The sequence below is a fragment of the Piscinibacter sp. XHJ-5 genome, from assembly GCF_029855045.1.
In the GTDB taxonomy this organism is placed as follows: Bacteria; Pseudomonadota; Gammaproteobacteria; order Burkholderiales; family Burkholderiaceae_C; genus Albitalea.
On record NZ_CP123228.1, the window covers coordinates 4,121,151 to 4,138,053 of the forward strand.

Consider the following 16,903-nt stretch of genomic DNA (forward strand, 5'->3'; position numbering starts at 1 on the left):
CCTGTTCGATGTGTGTGAAGGCAGCGCCCTCAGGCCACGACGGCCTGCGCGTGCAAGGACTCGATGGCGTCGTCACCGTACCCCAGACCGCGCAGCAACTCGTCGGTGTGGGCACCGAAGCGCGGGGGCTGCAGGCGCACCGGCAGCCGCTGCCCCTGCATGGTGATCGGAAAGAGCGTCGTCTTGACCGTCTGCCCGGCCTTGTCGCCGTCGGGCAGCTCGATGTCGGCCAGGCCGCCGGTGGCCAGCAGGTGCGGGTCCTCGTACAGGTCCTCGGGGCGGCGAATCGGCGCGTAGGGCAGGCCGGCGCGCTCGAACACGTCGGCGAGCTCCGTCGCACTGCGGTGCGCCAGCCGCTCGCGCAGCGTGGCCAGCAGTTGCGGGCGCTGGCGCACGCGGTCGTTGTTGGTCCCGAGCAGCGGGTCGGCCTTCAGGTCCGCGAAGCCGAGCGCATCGCAGAAGGCGGCCCATTGCGCATCGCTCACCGCCGCGAGGAAGATCTGCTCGCCGTCCTTCACCGTGAACACGTCGTAGATGGCCCACGGGTTGTCGCGCGCCGGCATCGGCGCCGGGTGCTTGCCGGTGACCGCGTACTGCAGCATGTGCTGCCCCATCAGGAACACGTTGTTCTCGAACAGCGCCGACTGCACTTCCATGCCCTTGCCGGTGATGCCGCGCTGGATCAGCGCGCCCAGCGTGCCGATCGCGCCGAACAGGCCGCCCATGATGTCGTTGACGCTGGTGCCCGCGCGCAGCGGGTCGCCCGGCCGCCCGGTCATGTAGGCCAGGCCGCCCATCATCTGCACCACCTCGTCGAGCGCGGTGCGGTGCTCGTACGGCCCGGGGAGGAATCCCTTGTGGCTGACATAGATGAGGCGCTCGTTGAGCGCCGACAGGCTCGCGTAGTCGAGTCCGAACTTCTTCAGCACGCCGAGCTTGAAGTTCTCGACCACCACGTCGGCCGACGACGCCAGCCTGCGCGCCACCTCGGCACCGGCCGGCTGCTTGAGGTCGATGCCGATGCTCTTCTTGTTGCGGTTGAACATGGGGAAGAAGCCCGCGCCCGCGCCGAGCAGGCGCCGCGTCCCTTCGCCGTCGACGGGCTCGACCTTGATCACCTCGGCGCCCATGTCGGCCAGCACCATGGCGCAGGTGGGTCCCATGACCATGTGGGTGAACTCGACGACCCGCACGCCGCGCAGCGGCTGCGGTGTCGCGCTTCTGGTGTCGCTCGTGATCATGCAGGCTCCCCCATGGTTTTCGGCAGACCCGCGCGCCAGATGGACCCGTGCAGCGGCTCGCCCTCGAGCCACTGCCCCATGCACCCGCGCAGCGCCATGAGCGCGTCGAAGGCCAGGCCCGTCGGCACGCCCATGCTCGCGAACAGGTACGCCACGTCCTCGGTGGCGACGTTGCCGCTGGCCCCGGGCGCATGCGGGCAGCCGCCGATGCCGCCGATGCAGGCGTCGAAGCGGCGCACGCCCGCCTGCCATGCGGCATAGACGTTCGCCAGGCCCAATCCCCGCGTGTCATGGAAATGGCCGCAGGCGAGCGCGTCGCCGGCGACCGCGAAGCAGCGCTCGAAGAGACGCGCCACGTGCAACGGATCGGCGTAGCCGACGGTGTCGGCCAGGCCGACGCGATCGGCGCCGGCATCGAGCACCGCCTGCACGAGGCGCAGCACTTCGTTCTCGTCGACGCGGCCCTGCAGGGTGCAGCCGAACGCCGTGCTGAAGCCCACTTCGAGCAGGCAAGGCGATCCGCTCGCGTCGCGCAGCGCACGGATGCGCCCGATCTCCGCGACCACCTCGTCCGGCGTCTTGCGCAGATTGGCCAGGCTGTGCGCATGGCTCGCGGAGATGGGCAGCAGCATGAGGTCGGCGCGCGCATCCAGCGCGGCCTGCGCGCCCTTGAGATTGGGCACCAGCACGGAGGTCACGAGGTCCGGCAAGGCGCGCGCGGCCTCGACCACGGCGGCCGTGTCGGCCAATTGAGGCAGCAGCCGCGCCGGCACGAACGAGCCCACCTCGATCTCCCGCAGGCCTGCCGCGTAGGCGGCTTGCAGCCATTGGATCTTGTGTGGCGTCGGCACGGTGCGAGCGATGCTCTGAAGGCCGTCGCGCAAGCCGACTTCGCGCACGATGACCGCGTCGAGGGTAGTCATGAAAGAACTTTAGGCAACCTGAGCGGTTTCACGAATGATCATTTTTCAGGGGCTGCGTTCCAATCCGGAACGTCATGCCGCGGCCCCTCGATCCTGTTTCGCTCCAGCTCTTCATCGCGGTGTGCGAGGAGCGAAGCATCGCGCGGGCCGCCGAACGCGAAGCGCTGGTCGCGTCCGCCCTCAGCAAGCGGATTGCCTCGCTGGAAGCCGAGGTCGGCGTCGCGCTGCTCACGCGGCGACGTCAAGGGATCGAGCCGACGCCCGCCGGCGAGGCGCTGCTCGCCCGCGCACGCGAGGTCCTGGCGGGCCTGGATCAGCTTCGCGTCGAGCTGGGGGCGTTCGGCGCCGGGGTGCAGGGAAGCGTCCGCGTGCTCGCGAGCCCTTCGGTGCTGGCCGAGCGCCTGCCGGAGGACATCGCGGCCTTCATGGCCGAGCACCCGGGCATCCAGGTCACGCTGGATGAACGCACCAGCCCCGACATCGTTCGCGGCGTGCGCGAAGGCACCGCTGACCTCGGCGTGCTGTGGGACTTGATCGACCTCGCGGGCGTGCAGGTGCTTCCCTACCGGACGGATCGGCTGTGCGTCGCGCTGTCGCCGGATCATCCGCTCGCACGGCGGCCTTCGCTGACCTTCTCCGACACGCTGGACCATCCGTCCATCGGCGTCAGCCCCGGCGGCCAGCTGGACCAGCTGCTGCGACGTCATGCGGCGCTGCTCGGCCGCCTGCCGTCGCATCGCATGCAGGTGTCTTCCCTCGATGCCGCCAGCCGCATGATCGCCGCGGGACTCGGGCTGGCGATCCTGCCGCTCGAGGCGGCCACGCCGCACGCCGGAGCCGGGCTCTTGGCGCTCGTGCCGCTCGCGGAGCCCTGGGCCGTGCGGCGCCTGGTCGTCGTGACCCGGCCAGCACCCCTGCTGTCGGCCGCGGCGCGGCTGCTCGCGGAGGCTCTTCGAGAGCGGGCGGACTGACCGGCAGGAGGCCGCCGACGGCCGTGCGGGGCAAGGGTTCTCCGCATCCGGCAATACCCGCAGGCGGTCGCGGCACACCGGTTGCCGCGACCTCGCCTATGGACCCGGGACACCGCAGGCCGGCGCCGGCGCTGGACGAGCTCCGACCGATGTCGATGGAAAAGGCGGCGGAGGCATTCGACGACCCGCAATGGGCATTCGAGATCCTGTACGACGGCTGTCGCTGCCTCGCCGAATGGAGTGCCGACGGCGCGCGGCTGCAGGATGGCCGCGGCACGGACATGAGCTCGTGGTTCGCCGAGGTGGCCGGCGTGCTCGCCTTCCTCGGCGGCCGGCGATGCATCGTGGACGGCGCGATCTGCGTGCTCAACGACCAGCACGTCGCCGGCCGGGCCGAGTCTCGAAGGCTGCTGCAGCGCAAGGAACGTCACGGCTTCAAGCCCGGGGACGATCCGGTCGTCTACTGTGTCTTCGACGCGCTGGTGATCGGCGGCAAGAACGTCATGCACCTTCCGCTGCTGGAGCGGAAAAAACTGCTGCGCCCGTTACTGCAGGGTGCACCGCATGTGCTGGTCGTGCGCGACGTCGTCGGTGAAGGGCTGTCGATGTACGGCCTCGCGCTCAGCCTCGAGCTCGAAGGGATCGTCGCGAAACGGCTGGAGTCGGCGTACCAGCCCGGCGTTCGTTCACCCGACTGGCGCAGGATCGCGCGGCCCCCGATACACCGCTGACACTTCGGAACCCCGCTGCGCCGTTTCTCGCGCATGCTTGGCATTGCCTTCGACTGACGGAGCACGCCATGCAGCAACCCATCGAACACGAGCCGCTGGTGGCCGATGGGCCGCGATCTCTGGCCCGGGGACGGGCGGCGCGATCGCGCAGCGCCAACCAGGCGCTGATCCTCGGCGCGGTGGCCGTGCTTTTCGCGCTCGGATACCTGTCATGGTGGTACTGGCACGGCACCCAGCCGCCGCCGCGCACCGAAATCGAGCGGCCCGTCGCCGGCGCCGTCATGCCCGCCGTCCCGCCGCCCGCCGCTTCCGCCCCGGTCGCCATCCAGCATCCCATCGAGCCTGCGACGGAGGAGACCGCGCCGGTCACGCTGCCGCTGCTGACCGAATCGGATCCCTTCATGGCCCAGGCGCTGGCGCAGCTGGTGCGCGCGCCGAAAGCGCGCGCGATGCTGCAGACCGACAGCATCGTGCGCCGCTTCGTCGCCACCGTCGACAACCTCGGCCGCGCGCATGCCTCGGCTCAGCTGTGGCCGGTGCAGCCCACGCCGGGGCGCTTCACCGTGCGCACGCAGGGCGAGGTCGCGGTCATCGATGCGGACAACGGCCTGCGCTATGCGCCCTTCGTGCTGCTCGTCGAATCGGTCGACGTCGCACGCGCGTCCGCGATGTACCGGTCGGCCTATCCGCTGTTCCAGCGCGCCTACGAGGACCTCGGGTATCCCAACGGCTATTTCAACGACCGTCTCGTCGCGGTGATCGATCACCTGCTCGCCGCACCCGAGCCCGCGACGCCGCCGGCGGTCCGGCTGCTCGAGGTGCAGGGGCCGGTGCAGCTCACGCGGCCTTGGGTGCACTACGAGTTCGTCGACCCGAAGCTCGAGGCGATGTCGGCCGGGCAGAAGCTGTTGGTGCGGATGGGCCCGGTGAACGAGCGACGGCTCAAGGCGCGCCTTGCGGCCCTCCGGGCGGCGATCGCGAAGAGCTGACGAAGGGTTACGCCACGAGCGAGGCGAAGCGGGCCAGGTCCGCGTTGCCACCCGAGAGCACGATGCCGACACGCTTGCCGCGCACATCGACCCGGCCGGACAGCACGGCCGCCGCCGCCAGGCAGCCGGTGGGCTCGACGACGAGCTTCATGCGCGCGGCGAAGAACTTCATCGCCGCAACCAGATCGTCGTCGCTCACCGTGACGATGCGCACGCCGAGCTGCTGCAGCACCGGGAAGGTGTGCCGCCCGAGCGAGCGGCTCTGCGCCGCATCGGCGATCGTCGTCGGCGTGGCGATGCGCACGATCTCGCCGCGCGCCAGGCTTTGCTGCGCATCGTTGCCGGCCGCCGGCTCCACGCCGACGATGTCGGCCCCCGCGCTGAGTGCACGCACCGCGGTGGCGCAGCCTGACATCAGCCCGCCGCCGCCCACCGGCGTGAGCAGCATGTCGAGCTCGCCCACTTCCTCGATCAGCTCCTTGGCCAGCGTGCCCTGTCCCGCCATCACATGCGGATGGTCGAACGGCGGAATGAAGGTCATGCCGCGCTCGACGGCCATGCGGCCCACGAGCTCGTTGCCGTCCTCGCGGTAGCGGTCGTAGCGGACGATGTCGGCGCCATAGCCGCGCGCCGCGGCGAGCTTGATCTCGGGTGCGTCCTGCGGCATCACCACCACCGCCTTGACGCCCAGCAGGCGAGCCGCGAGGGCGATGGCCTGGCCGTGGTTGCCCGACGAGAAGGTGATCACGCCGGCCTCGCGCTGGGCCGGCGTGAACTGCGCGATCGCGTTGCAGGCGCCGCGGATCTTGAACGCGCCTGTGCGCTGCAGGTTCTCGCACTTGAAGAACAACGCGGCGCCGGTCATGTCGTCGGCGGTGCCCGATCGCATCACGGGCGTGCGGTGCACCACCGGCGCCAGCCGCTCGTGCGCCGCGACGACGTCGTCGTAGGAGATGGGCAGAGGACTCATGGCGCGTGACCGTAGCACGCAAGGCGGCGGGGCGGACTGTGTGGGTGGCAGGGCTGACACACCCGGCCCGCGCCTCAGACGTTCATCACCGCCACCGACCTCACGCTGAGATACGCCTCCAGCGCTTCGGGCCCGCCTTCGGAGCCGTAGCCCGAGTCCTTGATGCCGCCGAAGGGCATCTCGGCCGACGGCATCGCCGGCATGTTGATCCACAGCATGCCCACCTCGACGCGGCGCGCCAGCAGGTCGGCGTTCTTCAGCGAGCGCGTGAAGGCATAGCCGGCCAGGCCGTACGGCAGGCGATTCGCTTCGGCGATCGCTTCGTCCAGCGTTTCGAAGCTGCGGATCGCGGCCAGCGGACCGAAGGGCTCGTCGTTGAAGACCTTGGCGTCGAGCGGCACGTCGGCCAGCACGGTGGGCTGCCAGAAGTTGCCGGCCTCGCCGATGCGCTCGCCGCCGGCCAGCACCGTGGCGCCGCGCTTGACCGCATCCTGCGTGAACTCGGCCATCGCGGTGAGACGTCGCGGATTGGCCAGCGGGCCCATCTGCGTGCCCTCGGCAAGTCCGTCGCCGACCTTGAGGCTGCGCGCCTGCTGCGCCAGCGCCGCGGCGAAGTCGTTGCGGATGCTCTCGTGCACCAGGAAGCGCGTCGGCGAGATGCAGACCTGGCCGGCGTTGCGGAACTTGGAGCCGCCCGCAGTCTTGACCGCAAGCGCGATGTCCGCATCCTCCGCCACGATCACCGGCGCATGCCCGCCCAGCTCCATCGTGACCCGCTTCATGTACTGGCCGGCCAGTGCGGCCAGCTGCTTGCCGACCGGCGTGGAACCGGTGAAGGTGATCTTGCGGATCACCGGATGCGGGATGAGGTAGCTCGAGATCTCGGCCGGGTTGCCGTACACCAGGCCGAGCACGCCCGGCGGGATGCCGGCATCGGCGAAGGCGCGAATGAGCGCCGCCGGTCCGGCCGGCGTCTCCTCCGGCGCCTTGACGAGCATGGAGCAGCCCGCCGCCAGCGCGGCACTCACCTTGCGCACCACCTGGTTGATGGGGAAGTTCCACGGCGTGAAGGCGGCCACCGGACCGACCGGGTCCTTGACCACCATCTGCCGCAGCGCCAGGTTGCCGCGCGACGGCACGATGCGGCCGTAGACGCGGAAGCCTTCCTCGGCGAACCACTCGATGATGTCGGCGGCTGCCATCGCTTCACCCTTGGCCTCCGCCAGCGGCTTGCCCTGCTCCTGCGTCAGCAGCCGCGCGATGTCGGCGGAGCGCTCGCGCATGAAGCCGGCGGCCTTGCGCATGATCCTGCTGCGTTCGGCCGGCGTCATGTCGCGCCAGGTCTCGAAGCCCTTCTGCGCCGCCTCGAGCGCACGGTCGAGGTCGGCGTGGCCGGCATGCGCCACGCGGCCGATCTCGCCGCCAGTGGCCGGATTGAACACGGGCAGCGTGCGGCCATCGGCCGCGTCCTGCCATTGCCCGTGGATGTAGAGCTGGGTGTCGGGATACGTCATGGAGCGTCTCGTCAGTGCGATGAGGGAAAACAGCCATTGTGCGGCGAGCCGCCGACATGGCGCTGGCGAGGTGAATAATCGGCCGATGCCCAGGCCCATCGGAATCGTCGCGTGCTCGTCCGAAGGCGCGGCACTCTGCTATCGCACTCTCTGCACGGAAGGTGCTCGGATGCTGGGCCCGCACGCCCATCCCGAGGTCTGTCTGCACGGCCATTCGCTCGCCGACTACGTGCAGTGCCTGGAGCGCGGCGACTGGCCGGGCGTCGCCGAGCTGATGCTGGCCTCGGCGCACAAGCTCGCGCGCGCCGGCGCCGACTTCCTGATCTGCCCCGACAACACCATCCATCAGGCGATGCCTCTGGTCGTGCCGACATCGCCGCTGCCGTGGCTGCACATCGCCGAGGTCGTCGCCGGGCAGGCCGCGCAGCGGGGCTGGCGCCGCATCGGCATCACCGGCACGCGCTGGCTGGTGGACAGCAACGTGTACCCGCAGGCGCTGGAGGCGGCCGGGCTTTCGTGGGTGAGGCCCACGTCGGACGAACGCGACGAGACCCACCGCATCATCATGGAAGAGCTGGTGTGCGGCGTCTTCAAGCCCGAGGCGGTCACTGCCTTCCAGCGTGTCGTCGCCCGCATGAAGGACGAGGGCTGCGATGCCGTGGTGCTCGGCTGCACCGAGATCCCGCTCATCCTCGACGATGGGAATTCGCCGCTGCCGACACTCGATTCGACGCGGCTGCTCGCGAGAGCCGCGCTGCAACGCGCCGCCAGCGGCACTGCCATCCCTGCAGCGGTGACTTGATGAAGATCACGTGTCAGCCGTGAGGTGATTACCCGAACAGCGTTTGCGCCAATTCCCGCACGAAAGGTCAGCGCTTATCGTGCGCGGCACTGCACAAGGTCATCGAGGAAGGCGAGGATCTTGCTTCGCAAACCATGGCACAGGGAAGGAAGTAACGCCATGCACGACACGCTCACCACCACCCCCGCCATGCTGCAAGAACACGTGGCCGACATCGACGGCTGGCCACTGCACGAGCTGGCCTCCATCATTGAACTCGCCTGGGCCGCCGGCCCGGGCACCGCGCACGGCTCGCTGGTGCACGACGCGGTCGACATCGTCATCGAAGCGCTCGACAGCGGCCGCCTGCGCGTGGCGCAGCGGCACGGCGTCGGCGACTGGAGCGTCAACCAGTGGGTCAAGAAGGCGGTGCTGCTGTCCTTCCGCCTGCACGACAACAAGCTGCTGCGCGCCGGCGACATGACCTTCTACGACAAGGTCGAGTCCAAGTTCGCCGGCCTGGACGAGAGCGACATGCGCGCCAGCGGCGTGCGCGTCGTGCCGCCCGCGGTGGCGCGGCGCGGCGCCTACCTGGCGCGCAACGTCATCGTGATGCCCAGTTTCGTCAACATCGGGGCCTACGTCGACGAGGGCACCATGGTCGACGGCTGGGCCAACGTGGGCTCCTGCGCGCAGATCGGCAAGAACGTTCACCTCAGCGTCGGCGTGTGCATCGGCGGCGTGCTCGAGCCGATGCAGGCCCATCCCACCATCATCGAGGACAACTGCTTCATCGGCGCCAACTCGTCGGTGGTCGAGGGCGTCATCGTCGAGGAGAACTCCGTCATCGCGATGGGCGTGCACCTCGGGCAGAGCACCAAGATCCTCGACCGCCAGACGCGGCAGATCAGCTATGGGCGCATTCCTGCCGGCTCGGTCGTCATCGCCGGCACGCTGCCTTCGCCCGACGGCGGCTACGCAACTGCATGCGCGGTCGTTGTCAAGCGCGTCGACGCCCAGACCCGGGCGAAGACCAGCGTCAACGATTTGCTGCGCTCCTGATCCGACTCCCTCGGGGCCCTCGCCCCCACCCTCTCCCGCGAGCGGGAGAGGGCAGCCGGGACTGTCCTAGGCCACTTGGCCTAACTTTCGAACGCTTCTAGCTTTTTTCGACCACGGTGGGCGGTTGATCATTCGCCGGTCAGTTCAACCAGCTCAGGAGTCAGTTCACATGTCCACCCCCACCTTCACCGCGGTCGCCCGCAACGTCGTCGACCAGTACAGCCTGGCCGGCAAGCAGCTGGTTCGCGCATACCGAGCCGGCGCCGAGCGTGCCGTCGGCGCCGTCAACGAGCGCTTCGCCTCGGCCGTCAAGGCCCGCTCGCTGCCGCTGGTCAGCGAGACGGTGAAGAGCAGCCTGATCGACGCCCAGCAGCAGGTCGCCGGCTTCGTGTCCTTCGGCCTGGGCCTGGGCGCCAACGGCGCGGACATCACCATCGACCAGGTGGCACGCCGCGTCGGCACGGGCATCGAGCGCGTGTCCAGCGCCGGCGCGCGGGTGGAGACGGTGTTCGGCACCTCGGCCCTGGACAAGATCGGAGCGTTCGCGTTGCCGGTGGCGCATGTCTCGCTGGAGATCGCCAACGTCCTCGCCCAGGGCAGCAAGCGCCTGTCCGACCGCATCGCCGGAGTCGAGGGAGTCGCCGCTGCTGCGCCGGCCCGCAAGGCCGCTGCGAAGAAGCGCGTGCGCCGCACGACCCGCCGCGCATAATTCCGCGACTGCGTTGTCCCCAACGGCCGGATCGCACCGGCCGTTTTTCATGCTGCTGCGAAAGGTGTCCCGCCATGGCGAGCAAGACGGCCCGCACGAAACCTCAACCCGCCAAGGCAAGGCCGGCCCGCAAGGCCGCCGCAGCGGCGCCTGCGGCGGCGCCGGCGCCGGCGCCCGGAGGCGCCAAGGGCCTGCTGCGCGCCGGACTGAAGGCGCTCAACGACGTTCGCGACGACGTCATCACGCGGCAAAGCCGCGTCTTCGAAGCGCTGCTGGGATTGCCGCCGTCGCTGTCGGCCAGCGACCGCTCGGCCAAGGAATGGAAGCTGCTGAATGCCGGCGAAGACGGCACGCCCGGCATGCAGAAGTTCGAGGAGATCTTCGACCAGCGCGTCGCCCGCTCGCTCGAGCGGCTGGGCATGCCGTCGCCGCAGGCGCTGGCCGCGCTGTGCCGGCAGCTCGAATCCATCAACGAGCACCTCAAGCGCATCGAGTCGACGACGACGCCGAGGCGCGCGCCGCGGCGTCGTCCGACTCGCAGCAGCACCTGAACGCCGCGTGGCTGCGCCCAAGACGCGAGACCGGATCGTCGAGACCAGCCTCGCCCTGTTCAACGCGGAGGGGCTGGCCGGCGTGTCGACGCACCGCATTGCCGCGGAGCTGGGCATCAGCCCGGGCAACCTGCACTACCACTTCCGGACCAAGGAACTGATCGTCACCTGGCTGTTCCGCCGCTTCGAGGACCGCCTGTCGCCGTGCATCGCGGCCAACGCCACGGTCACCGCCCTCGACGACCTGTGGCTGTCGCTGCATCTCACCTTCGAGGCGATCGACGAGTACCGCTTCGTCTACCGCGACATCGAGTACCTGCTGAAGGAGTTCCCGGCTCTGGAAGCCCGCGCGCACACCCTCACCGCGCGCAACCTGCTGGCCGCCAAGGCGATGTGCGCGGGCCTCGCGAACGCCGGCGTGATGCAGGCCAGCGCCGAGGACGTGGAGATGCTGGCGCTGCAGATCGTCTTCTCGACCACCTGCTGGTTCTCCTTCAAGCGCCTCACGCCCTCGCAAAAGTCGCCGGCATACGGGCCCGCGGCGCTGGCGGCGTACTACACGCTGACCCTGCTGTCGCCGTATGTGGTGGGGGAGTCGAAGGACTACCTGAACTACCTGCGGGCGAAGTACCTGAAGTGACCGGCCGGGCGCTCACTCACCCACCCGCGCCCTTCCCTCCGCCTGCAGCTTCAGCAGATGCGCCAGCAGCGACCGCCGTGCCGCCGCATGCAGGGCGGGATGCACGTCGTCGTACACCCGGGCGAGCAGCTGGTCGATGCCTTCGCAGCCCTCCTCGATCGCGCGCAGCACCTTGGCCTCGCGCGCCAGCCGGTGGTCGATGAGCCGCGTGACCGCCGAGCGCGGATCGGCGATGAGAAAGCCGTGCCCCGGCGCAAGCCACTCCAGGTCTTCGTCGAGCAGGCGCCGCAGCGACTCCATGTAGTCACCCATGTCGCCGTCGGGTGGATTGATGACGACGGTGGAGCCCTGCATCACGTGATCGCCGGTGAACAGCGTCTTCTCCTCCTGCAGGAGATAGCACAGGTGGTTGGCCGCATGACCGGGTGTGTGCACCACGCGCAGCGTGGTCTGCGGACCGAGCACCACCGGATCGCCGTGGCGCAGGGCCTGGTCCGGCACGAAAGCGGTGTCCTGGCCTTCTTCGTGCAGGGCCGCCATGCCGAGCAGCATGGCGCCGGTGCGCGCCTTCAGCAGCGCCGCACCGGGCGAGTGGTCGCGGTGCGTGTGCGTCGCCAGGATCCAGCGGATGGGCCCCGGCGCGGCGGCGACGATGGCCTCCACATGGCCTTCGTCGGCCGGCCCCGGGTCGATCACCGCCCACGCGTCGGCCGACGCATCGCCGACCAGGTAGGTGTTGGTGCCCGGCCCGGTCATCAACCCGGGGTTGGGCGCCGTGACGCGCCGCACGCGCGGCGACAGGACCACGCAGCGCCCGGCATCGATGGCGTAGCGCGCCGCGCCGGTGCCGTGCGGATCGATGCGAAGCACCTCGGCATAGGCCGGCTCGTCGGGCGGCACCGGCTGCAGGCCGCGCGGTCCGTCGGCGATCACCGGCAGGATTCGCCGGATGTCGCGCAGCGAGCGCGCATGGGCGACGCACTCGGCCGCCGTCGCGAAGCCAGCCATGGCCGCCAGCGTGCGCCGCGTCGGCGTCGGCAGGCGCAGGTCGCTTGTCGGGTCCAGCGCATCGCTCGGACGGATCCAGCGGTGCTCGGCCGTCTCCTCGCTGTCGGACGACGCGGTCTGGCCGGCCGGCATCTCGGCAACGAAGAAGCGCGTGTCGAAGCGCTTGGGCAGGCCGGCCGGCGTCAGCCAGTGGCTGTGGTAGGCGAGGCGCTCGGCGGCCAGGCGCACGCCCAGCGTCCGGCACAGCTGCGCCATGCCGATGTCGCCGCGACGCAACCGCGCCCGCAATTCGGGCCAGGCCGATGCGTCGACCTCGGCGTCGGTGGCCAGCAGCACGCCGGCTTCCTCGAAGCACTCGCGGATGGCGGCGACGTAGTAGTCGAGCCCGCCGTGGTCCAGCGACAGGCGCGCGCTGGCGGCGACGTCGTCCATCCCTGCGCAGCAGGCATGGCACTGCGCATCGCCCGCGTCCAGCGTGCCGCCCGGAAAGACGAATGCCTCGCTGCTGCGATCGTCGCTGCGGGCGACACGGCGCAGCAGCAGCACCTCCATGCCGCGGTCGCCGTCGCGCACGAGAACGACCGTGGCGGCGCGGCGCAGCGAGGATGCGGGAGTGGCGGTGGCGCGGCTCATCGCCGCATTTCAACTGAAATCCGGCCCGCGTGCCGTCGCAATCGGGACAAGGGCGGCGACGGCCACACTGGGGCCTTTCGATCTCCTGCCCTTGCCCTGATGCCACCGACCGATCAGCTCACATACCGCGGCACCGTCTACCCCTGGCAGTGCGACCACATGGGCCACATGAACGTCATGTGGTACACGGGCAAGTTCGACGAGGCGACCTGGCAGCTCTTCGGCTCGCTGGGCCTCACGCCCGACTGGCTGCGCACCGCCGGCCGCGGCATGGCCGCGGTCGAGCAGGTCACCCACTACCGGCGCGAGCTGCTGCCCGGCGATCTGGTCTCGGTCCATTCGCGGCTGCTCGAGGTGAAGGAGAAGGCGATCCGCTTCAGCCACGAGATGCGTGTCGACGGCGACGGCGGCAGCGTGGCCGCCACCACCATCCTCACCGGCGTCTTCCTCGACACCGCGCTGCGCAAGGCCACGCCCTTCCCGCCCGGGATGGCAAGCCGCTGGGCCGAGCTCATCGAGCGATAGCCGCATCGGCCGGCGTGGCCGACGCCACCATGGCCGGCTCGTCGAGCGTGGCGCCGCCGAACATCAGGAACAGCCCGGAGGCGATGGCCACCGCGGCGGACACCATCGTGGAGGTCCGCGCCCGCCCGGATCGGTCTTGCCCGTCGTCCACCGGGCACACGGCCAGGCGGGCGTTGGACAGCGCCTGCATGACGACCCGGCCGCTGCCGTCGAAGGAGAAGCTCTCGCCGGGACGCAGGAACACGTCGCGCGAGTCGCCCGATTGCGTGATCCACAGCAGGCCGTCGAAGACGGCGATCGCATGACCGGCGCCTTCCTCGACGCGCATCAGCGCGCCGCTGCGCAGCTCGGTGATGGGGGTATGGGAATGGACATTCATGGCGGCTCCTTGTCGAGGAGCCCATGGTCGGCGGCGCGCATTGCATCGAGGTTTCGCGGTGCCGACGAGCCGTTTCAGCTGCAATGGCGTCGCGCGGTTCACTCCGGCGGACGGGAGAGCGACCGCACCATCGCCAGGAGCGCGTCGCGGCGAACCGGCTTGGGCAGCACGCCGGCGACGCCCAGCGAGCGCGCCACGGCGCCGCACGGCTCCACGCCCGCGTGGAAGGTGGCCGACAACGCGAGCACCGGCGTGCCGGCATGTTCGGCCGCGATGCATTGAAGCGGCGTGGAGCAGCCGCGGCGCGGAAAGGGAACGTCGATCAGCACGAGGTGAAAGCGCTTCGGCGGCGCATCTTCAGGGCGAGTGCCGTCCTCCACCACCTCCCACCCGGCCTCGGTGAGCCACTCGCGCAGCAGCTCGAGCGTGGCGCGGTCGGTGTCCCTCACCAGCAGCGCCGGAAGCGGGCTGGCAGCACTCATGGGGATGTGCGCGCCGCTGGCGCGTGAGCACGGGCGCGGATGCGCTGTCCGGGTTGGACGGTGGGTGGCATGACGCTGTCCATTGGGACCGGCCGGCATTGCACGGCGGTTTCCGGCGGGCGCCGGAAAATTGCAATCGCAACCGACCCGGGCCCCGCAAACGGCGCAGCCGCGACTACGATAGCCGCTGATCTCGCAGCGACACCGCGAGGAAGGGGGACCCCGGCGATGGAAGTCGTATCGAACCTGCCGCCACACGTACTGGCGCTCGACGATGATCCGGCGATCCGCGAGCTCATCGCCGACTACCTTGCCGAGAACGAGCTGCGCGTCACGACGGTGGCAACCGGCCGTGAGCTGGCGGAGGTGATGGCGCGCGACACCATCGACGTGGTCATCCTCGACCTGCGCCTGCCGGGGGAAGACGGCATGACCATCGCGCGCCGGCTGCGCGAGGAGTCGGCCATCCCCATCCTCATGCTGACCGGGCGCATCGACGAGGCCGATCGCGTGATGGGCCTGGAGCTCGGTGCCGACGACTACCTCACCAAGCCGTTCAGCCCGCGCGAGCTGCTCGCCCGCATCCGCGCCTTGCTGCGCCGGGCCAAGGCCCAGGCCACGGTGGCCGACGCCATCGCCAAGGTGCGCGCCTACCGCTTCGGCTCGTGGGAGCTCAACGTGGGGTTGCGCCGGCTCAAGTCGTCGGACGGCCAGTCGGTGGAGCTCACCAACGGCGAATTCAGCCTGCTGACCGCCTTCCTCTCGGCGCCCCAGCGGGTGCTGACGCGCGACCAGCTGCTGGAGCTCTCGAGGCTGCACAACGCCGAGGTCTACGACCGCTCGATCGACGTGCAGATCCTGCGCCTGCGGCGAAAGATCGAGAGCGATCCGGCGCATCCGCAGTACATCCGCACGGAACGTGGGGCCGGCTACCTGTTCGATGCGCCGGTCGATGCACTGCGCTAGTGTCGTGAGTGGGAAATACGTGGCGTTTCGATTCGACCAGATGGTGATGATCGGGCGGCTGCCGCGGTATGGACCCGACTCCGCGCCTTGCGCTCATCCCCGTTTGGGCCCGTCGAAACGCCACGTATTTCCAACTCACGACACTAGGGATCCATGTGCGCTGATGCACCCCCCCGGATCCCCCGGCCTTCCCGGCGGGAGAGGGCCCCAAACCGGATGACCCTCAGGATGCGACGCGAACGCTCGGCATCGCGAATTCGCGGCCGATGACGGTGCGGGCGAAGTAGTAGTTGTTGCGCGCCCGCTCGCTCATCGCGTCGAGGTCGACGCGGCCGTGGGCATCGCAGGGAAAGGCCAGCGCACGGCCTTCGTTGAACAGGGACTGGAAGCGCAGCTCGTAGCGGTGAGAGTAGGTGCCCATGGTGTGCTCCTGTGCGTGAAATCCTGTGCATCAAGATTCGTCCACCGCGGTTGCCGGTGCATGTCGGCCGCACGCGCCTGCATCACAACTGCAATGGGTGCCGAGTCGACAGGCGCCGCACGCACACCTAGATTTGCCGCCATCGACCACCACCGCACGCAAGGCCTCACCATGCCAGCCGATCACTTCTCCGCCGTCGCTGCGCAGTACGCGCAGTCGCGCCCCACCTATCCCGAAGAGCTGTTCGACTGGCTGGCGCAGCAGTGCGCCCAGCGCTCGCTTGCCTGGGATGTCGGCGCGGGCAACGGCCAGGCCTCGGTCGCGCTGGCCGGACGCTTCGACCGCGTGCTCGCCACGGACCTCAGCGAGGATCAGATCGCGCGCGCCACGCCGCATCCGCGGGTGCAGTACCGCGCGGCACCGGCGCACCGCAGCGGCCTCGAAGCCGCCAGCGCCGACCTCGTGACGGTGGCGCAGGCGCTGCACTGGTTCGACCTCGATGCCTTCTACGCCGAAGTGCGCCGTGTGCTGAAGCGCGGCGGACTGGTCGCGGCGTGGAGCTACGGCGTGCTGAGCGTCGAAGGCGATGCCGTCGGCCCCCGCGTCGACGACTTCTACACCCGCGTCGCAGGACCGTGGTGGCCGGCGGAGCGGCGACACGTGGAGAACGGCTACGCCGAGCTGGCGTTCCCCTTCGAGCCGATCGCCGCCCCGCGCTTCGCGATCCGCCGTCGATGGACGCTCGACGAGCTGCTGGGCTACGTGCGCAGCTGGTCGGCGGTGTCGCGCATGCAGCAGGCCACCGGCACCGATCCGGTGGCGCTGCTCGACGAGCGGCTGGCGCCCGACTGGGGAACGCGTGACACGTGCCGCCTCGTCACCTGGCCGATCGCGATGCATGCGGGGCGGGCCAAGGCGGCGGGTGCCCGCCCATAGAATTCCGCAGCGGTGCCTTCGGCGCCATTGCGTACTCCTTGTTCCCACCCCCTCATGGCATTGCGATCGCTCATCGGACGCCTCACCAGCAGCTCTCTTGCGCAGCGCGGCTGGCGCGCCGTCTTGTGCGCCTTGCTGGTCGCGGTGCTCTGGCTCGCCTTGACACCCGACTCGCAGCCGGTGACCGGCACCGGCTGGGACAAGGCCAACCACCTGCTGGCCTTCGTGGCGCTCGCCATCGCCGGCCGCTTCGGCTTTCCCGGCCGCGCATCGCGGTCGCTGATGCTCGCCGGCGCGCTGCTCGCCTTCGGCGGGCTGATCGAGGTCCTGCAAGCGAGCGTTCCGGGCCGCTCCGCCGAATGGGCCGATGTGCTGGCCGACCTGGCCGGGATCGCCACGGGCACGCTGATCGCCGCGATGGCGCTGCGCTCCGCACGCTCGTGACCGCAGCGCAAGCTACGAACGACATGG

The 16,903-nt window shown here is 70.0% G+C and carries 20 protein-coding genes; 12 read left to right on the forward strand and 8 right to left on the reverse strand.

Features of this window, described 5'->3' with window-relative positions; genetic code table 11:
- Window positions 1-29: 29 nt before the first annotated feature.
- Window positions 30-1,241 (reverse strand): CaiB/BaiF CoA-transferase family protein, encoded by a 1,212-nt coding sequence (locus tag P7V53_RS19445; RefSeq protein ID WP_280151163.1) that lies wholly within the window; start codon window positions 1,239-1,241, stop codon window positions 30-32.
- Window positions 1,238-2,164: a hydroxymethylglutaryl-CoA lyase gene (locus tag P7V53_RS19450; protein WP_280151164.1), complete on the reverse strand. Its 927-nt coding sequence runs from the start codon at window positions 2,162-2,164 to the stop codon at window positions 1,238-1,240. The genes P7V53_RS19445 and P7V53_RS19450 overlap by 4 nt, the downstream gene beginning before the upstream one ends.
- Before the next feature lie 74 nt (window positions 2,165-2,238).
- Here P7V53_RS19450 and P7V53_RS19455 point away from each other — a divergent pair, with 74 nt between their 5' ends.
- From P7V53_RS19455 to P7V53_RS19465, 3 genes are all read left to right on the forward strand, one after another.
- Window positions 2,239-3,135 carry a LysR family transcriptional regulator gene (locus tag P7V53_RS19455; protein ID WP_280151165.1) on the forward strand — a complete coding sequence of 299 codons (897 nt, stop codon included), beginning with the start codon at window positions 2,239-2,241 and terminating at the stop codon, window positions 3,133-3,135.
- A gap of 149 nt (window positions 3,136-3,284) precedes the next feature.
- Window positions 3,285-3,866, forward strand: a complete 582-nt coding sequence (locus P7V53_RS19460) for a hypothetical protein (protein ID WP_280151166.1) — start codon at window positions 3,285-3,287, stop codon at window positions 3,864-3,866.
- Window positions 3,867-3,934: 68 nt separating this feature from the next.
- Complete coding sequence (locus P7V53_RS19465; protein WP_280151167.1) at window positions 3,935-4,855, forward strand: DUF3014 domain-containing protein; 921 nt, start codon at window positions 3,935-3,937, stop codon at window positions 4,853-4,855.
- A 7-nt stretch (window positions 4,856-4,862) separates the two neighbouring features.
- Here P7V53_RS19465 and P7V53_RS19470 read toward each other — a convergent pair whose 3' ends face one another.
- Together P7V53_RS19470 and P7V53_RS19475 are read right to left on the reverse strand one after the other, a co-directional pair.
- Complete coding sequence (locus P7V53_RS19470; RefSeq protein WP_280151168.1) at window positions 4,863-5,825, reverse strand: threo-3-hydroxy-L-aspartate ammonia-lyase; 963 nt, start codon at window positions 5,823-5,825, stop codon at window positions 4,863-4,865.
- Between the two features lie 74 nt (window positions 5,826-5,899).
- Complete coding sequence (locus tag P7V53_RS19475; protein WP_280151169.1) at window positions 5,900-7,339, reverse strand: NAD-dependent succinate-semialdehyde dehydrogenase; 1,440 nt, start codon at window positions 7,337-7,339, stop codon at window positions 5,900-5,902.
- A gap of 85 nt (window positions 7,340-7,424) precedes the next feature.
- Between P7V53_RS19475 and P7V53_RS19480 the strand changes: the two genes are divergently transcribed.
- The 5 genes from P7V53_RS19480 (at window position 7,425) to P7V53_RS19500 (ending at window position 11,082) form a co-directional block, all read left to right on the forward strand.
- Window positions 7,425-8,141: an amino acid racemase gene (locus tag P7V53_RS19480; RefSeq protein WP_280151170.1), complete on the forward strand. Its 717-nt coding sequence runs from the start codon at window positions 7,425-7,427 to the stop codon at window positions 8,139-8,141.
- 159 nt (window positions 8,142-8,300) lie between these two features.
- Window positions 8,301-9,182 carry a 2,3,4,5-tetrahydropyridine-2,6-dicarboxylate N-succinyltransferase gene (gene dapD, locus P7V53_RS19485; protein WP_348273438.1) on the forward strand — a complete coding sequence of 294 codons (882 nt, stop codon included), beginning with the start codon at window positions 8,301-8,303 and terminating at the stop codon, window positions 9,180-9,182.
- A 169-nt stretch (window positions 9,183-9,351) separates the two neighbouring features.
- A complete protein-coding gene (locus tag P7V53_RS19490; RefSeq protein WP_280151171.1) occupies window positions 9,352-9,891 on the forward strand; it encodes a hypothetical protein in 540 nt (179 codons plus the stop codon).
- Between the two features lie 74 nt (window positions 9,892-9,965).
- Window positions 9,966-10,442, forward strand: coding sequence for a phasin family protein (locus P7V53_RS19495; RefSeq protein ID WP_280151172.1), 477 nt, complete (start codon window positions 9,966-9,968; stop codon window positions 10,440-10,442).
- Between the two features lie 7 nt (window positions 10,443-10,449).
- Window positions 10,450-11,082 carry a TetR/AcrR family transcriptional regulator gene (locus P7V53_RS19500; protein ID WP_280151173.1) on the forward strand — a complete coding sequence of 211 codons (633 nt, stop codon included), beginning with the start codon at window positions 10,450-10,452 and terminating at the stop codon, window positions 11,080-11,082.
- Between the two features lie 12 nt (window positions 11,083-11,094).
- Here the strand turns inward: P7V53_RS19500 and P7V53_RS19505 are convergent, their stop codons facing one another.
- The gene (locus tag P7V53_RS19505) at window positions 11,095-12,723 is read right to left on the reverse strand and encodes an MBL fold metallo-hydrolase (RefSeq protein ID WP_280151174.1); all 1,629 of its coding nucleotides are present in this window, start codon (window positions 12,721-12,723) and stop codon (window positions 11,095-11,097) included.
- Window positions 12,724-12,822: 99 nt separating this feature from the next.
- Here P7V53_RS19505 and P7V53_RS19510 point away from each other — a divergent pair, with 99 nt between their 5' ends.
- Window positions 12,823-13,248, forward strand: a complete 426-nt coding sequence (locus P7V53_RS19510) for a thioesterase family protein (protein ID WP_280151175.1) — start codon at window positions 12,823-12,825, stop codon at window positions 13,246-13,248.
- Here the strand turns inward: P7V53_RS19510 and P7V53_RS19515 are convergent.
- Both P7V53_RS19515 and P7V53_RS19520 read right to left on the reverse strand, forming a co-directional pair.
- Window positions 13,235-13,627, reverse strand: coding sequence for a DUF2917 domain-containing protein (locus tag P7V53_RS19515; RefSeq protein ID WP_280151176.1), 393 nt, complete (start codon window positions 13,625-13,627; stop codon window positions 13,235-13,237). The two genes, P7V53_RS19510 and P7V53_RS19515, sit on opposite strands and share 14 nt — an antisense overlap.
- 98 nt (window positions 13,628-13,725) lie before the next feature.
- The gene (locus tag P7V53_RS19520) at window positions 13,726-14,109 is read right to left on the reverse strand and encodes a hypothetical protein (protein ID WP_280151177.1); all 384 of its coding nucleotides are present in this window, start codon (window positions 14,107-14,109) and stop codon (window positions 13,726-13,728) included.
- Between the two features lie 228 nt (window positions 14,110-14,337).
- On the opposite strand from P7V53_RS19520, the gene P7V53_RS19525 reads away from it, so the two are divergent.
- Window positions 14,338-15,075, forward strand: coding sequence for a response regulator (locus tag P7V53_RS19525; RefSeq protein WP_280151178.1), 738 nt, complete (start codon window positions 14,338-14,340; stop codon window positions 15,073-15,075).
- 223 nt (window positions 15,076-15,298) lie between these two features.
- Here the strand turns inward: P7V53_RS19525 and P7V53_RS19530 are convergent, their stop codons facing one another.
- Window positions 15,299-15,496 (reverse strand): hypothetical protein, encoded by a 198-nt coding sequence (locus P7V53_RS19530; protein ID WP_280151179.1) that lies wholly within the window; start codon window positions 15,494-15,496, stop codon window positions 15,299-15,301.
- Between the two features lie 93 nt (window positions 15,497-15,589).
- On the opposite strand from P7V53_RS19530, the gene P7V53_RS19535 reads away from it, so the two are divergent.
- The gene (locus P7V53_RS19535; RefSeq protein ID WP_280151180.1) at window positions 15,590-16,432 is read left to right on the forward strand and encodes a class I SAM-dependent methyltransferase; all 843 of its coding nucleotides are present in this window, start codon (window positions 15,590-15,592) and stop codon (window positions 16,430-16,432) included.
- A gap of 54 nt (window positions 16,433-16,486) precedes the next feature.
- A complete protein-coding gene (locus P7V53_RS19540) occupies window positions 16,487-16,876 on the forward strand; it encodes a VanZ family protein (protein WP_280151181.1) in 390 nt (129 codons plus the stop codon).
- Window positions 16,877-16,903: the final 27 nt, after the last annotated feature.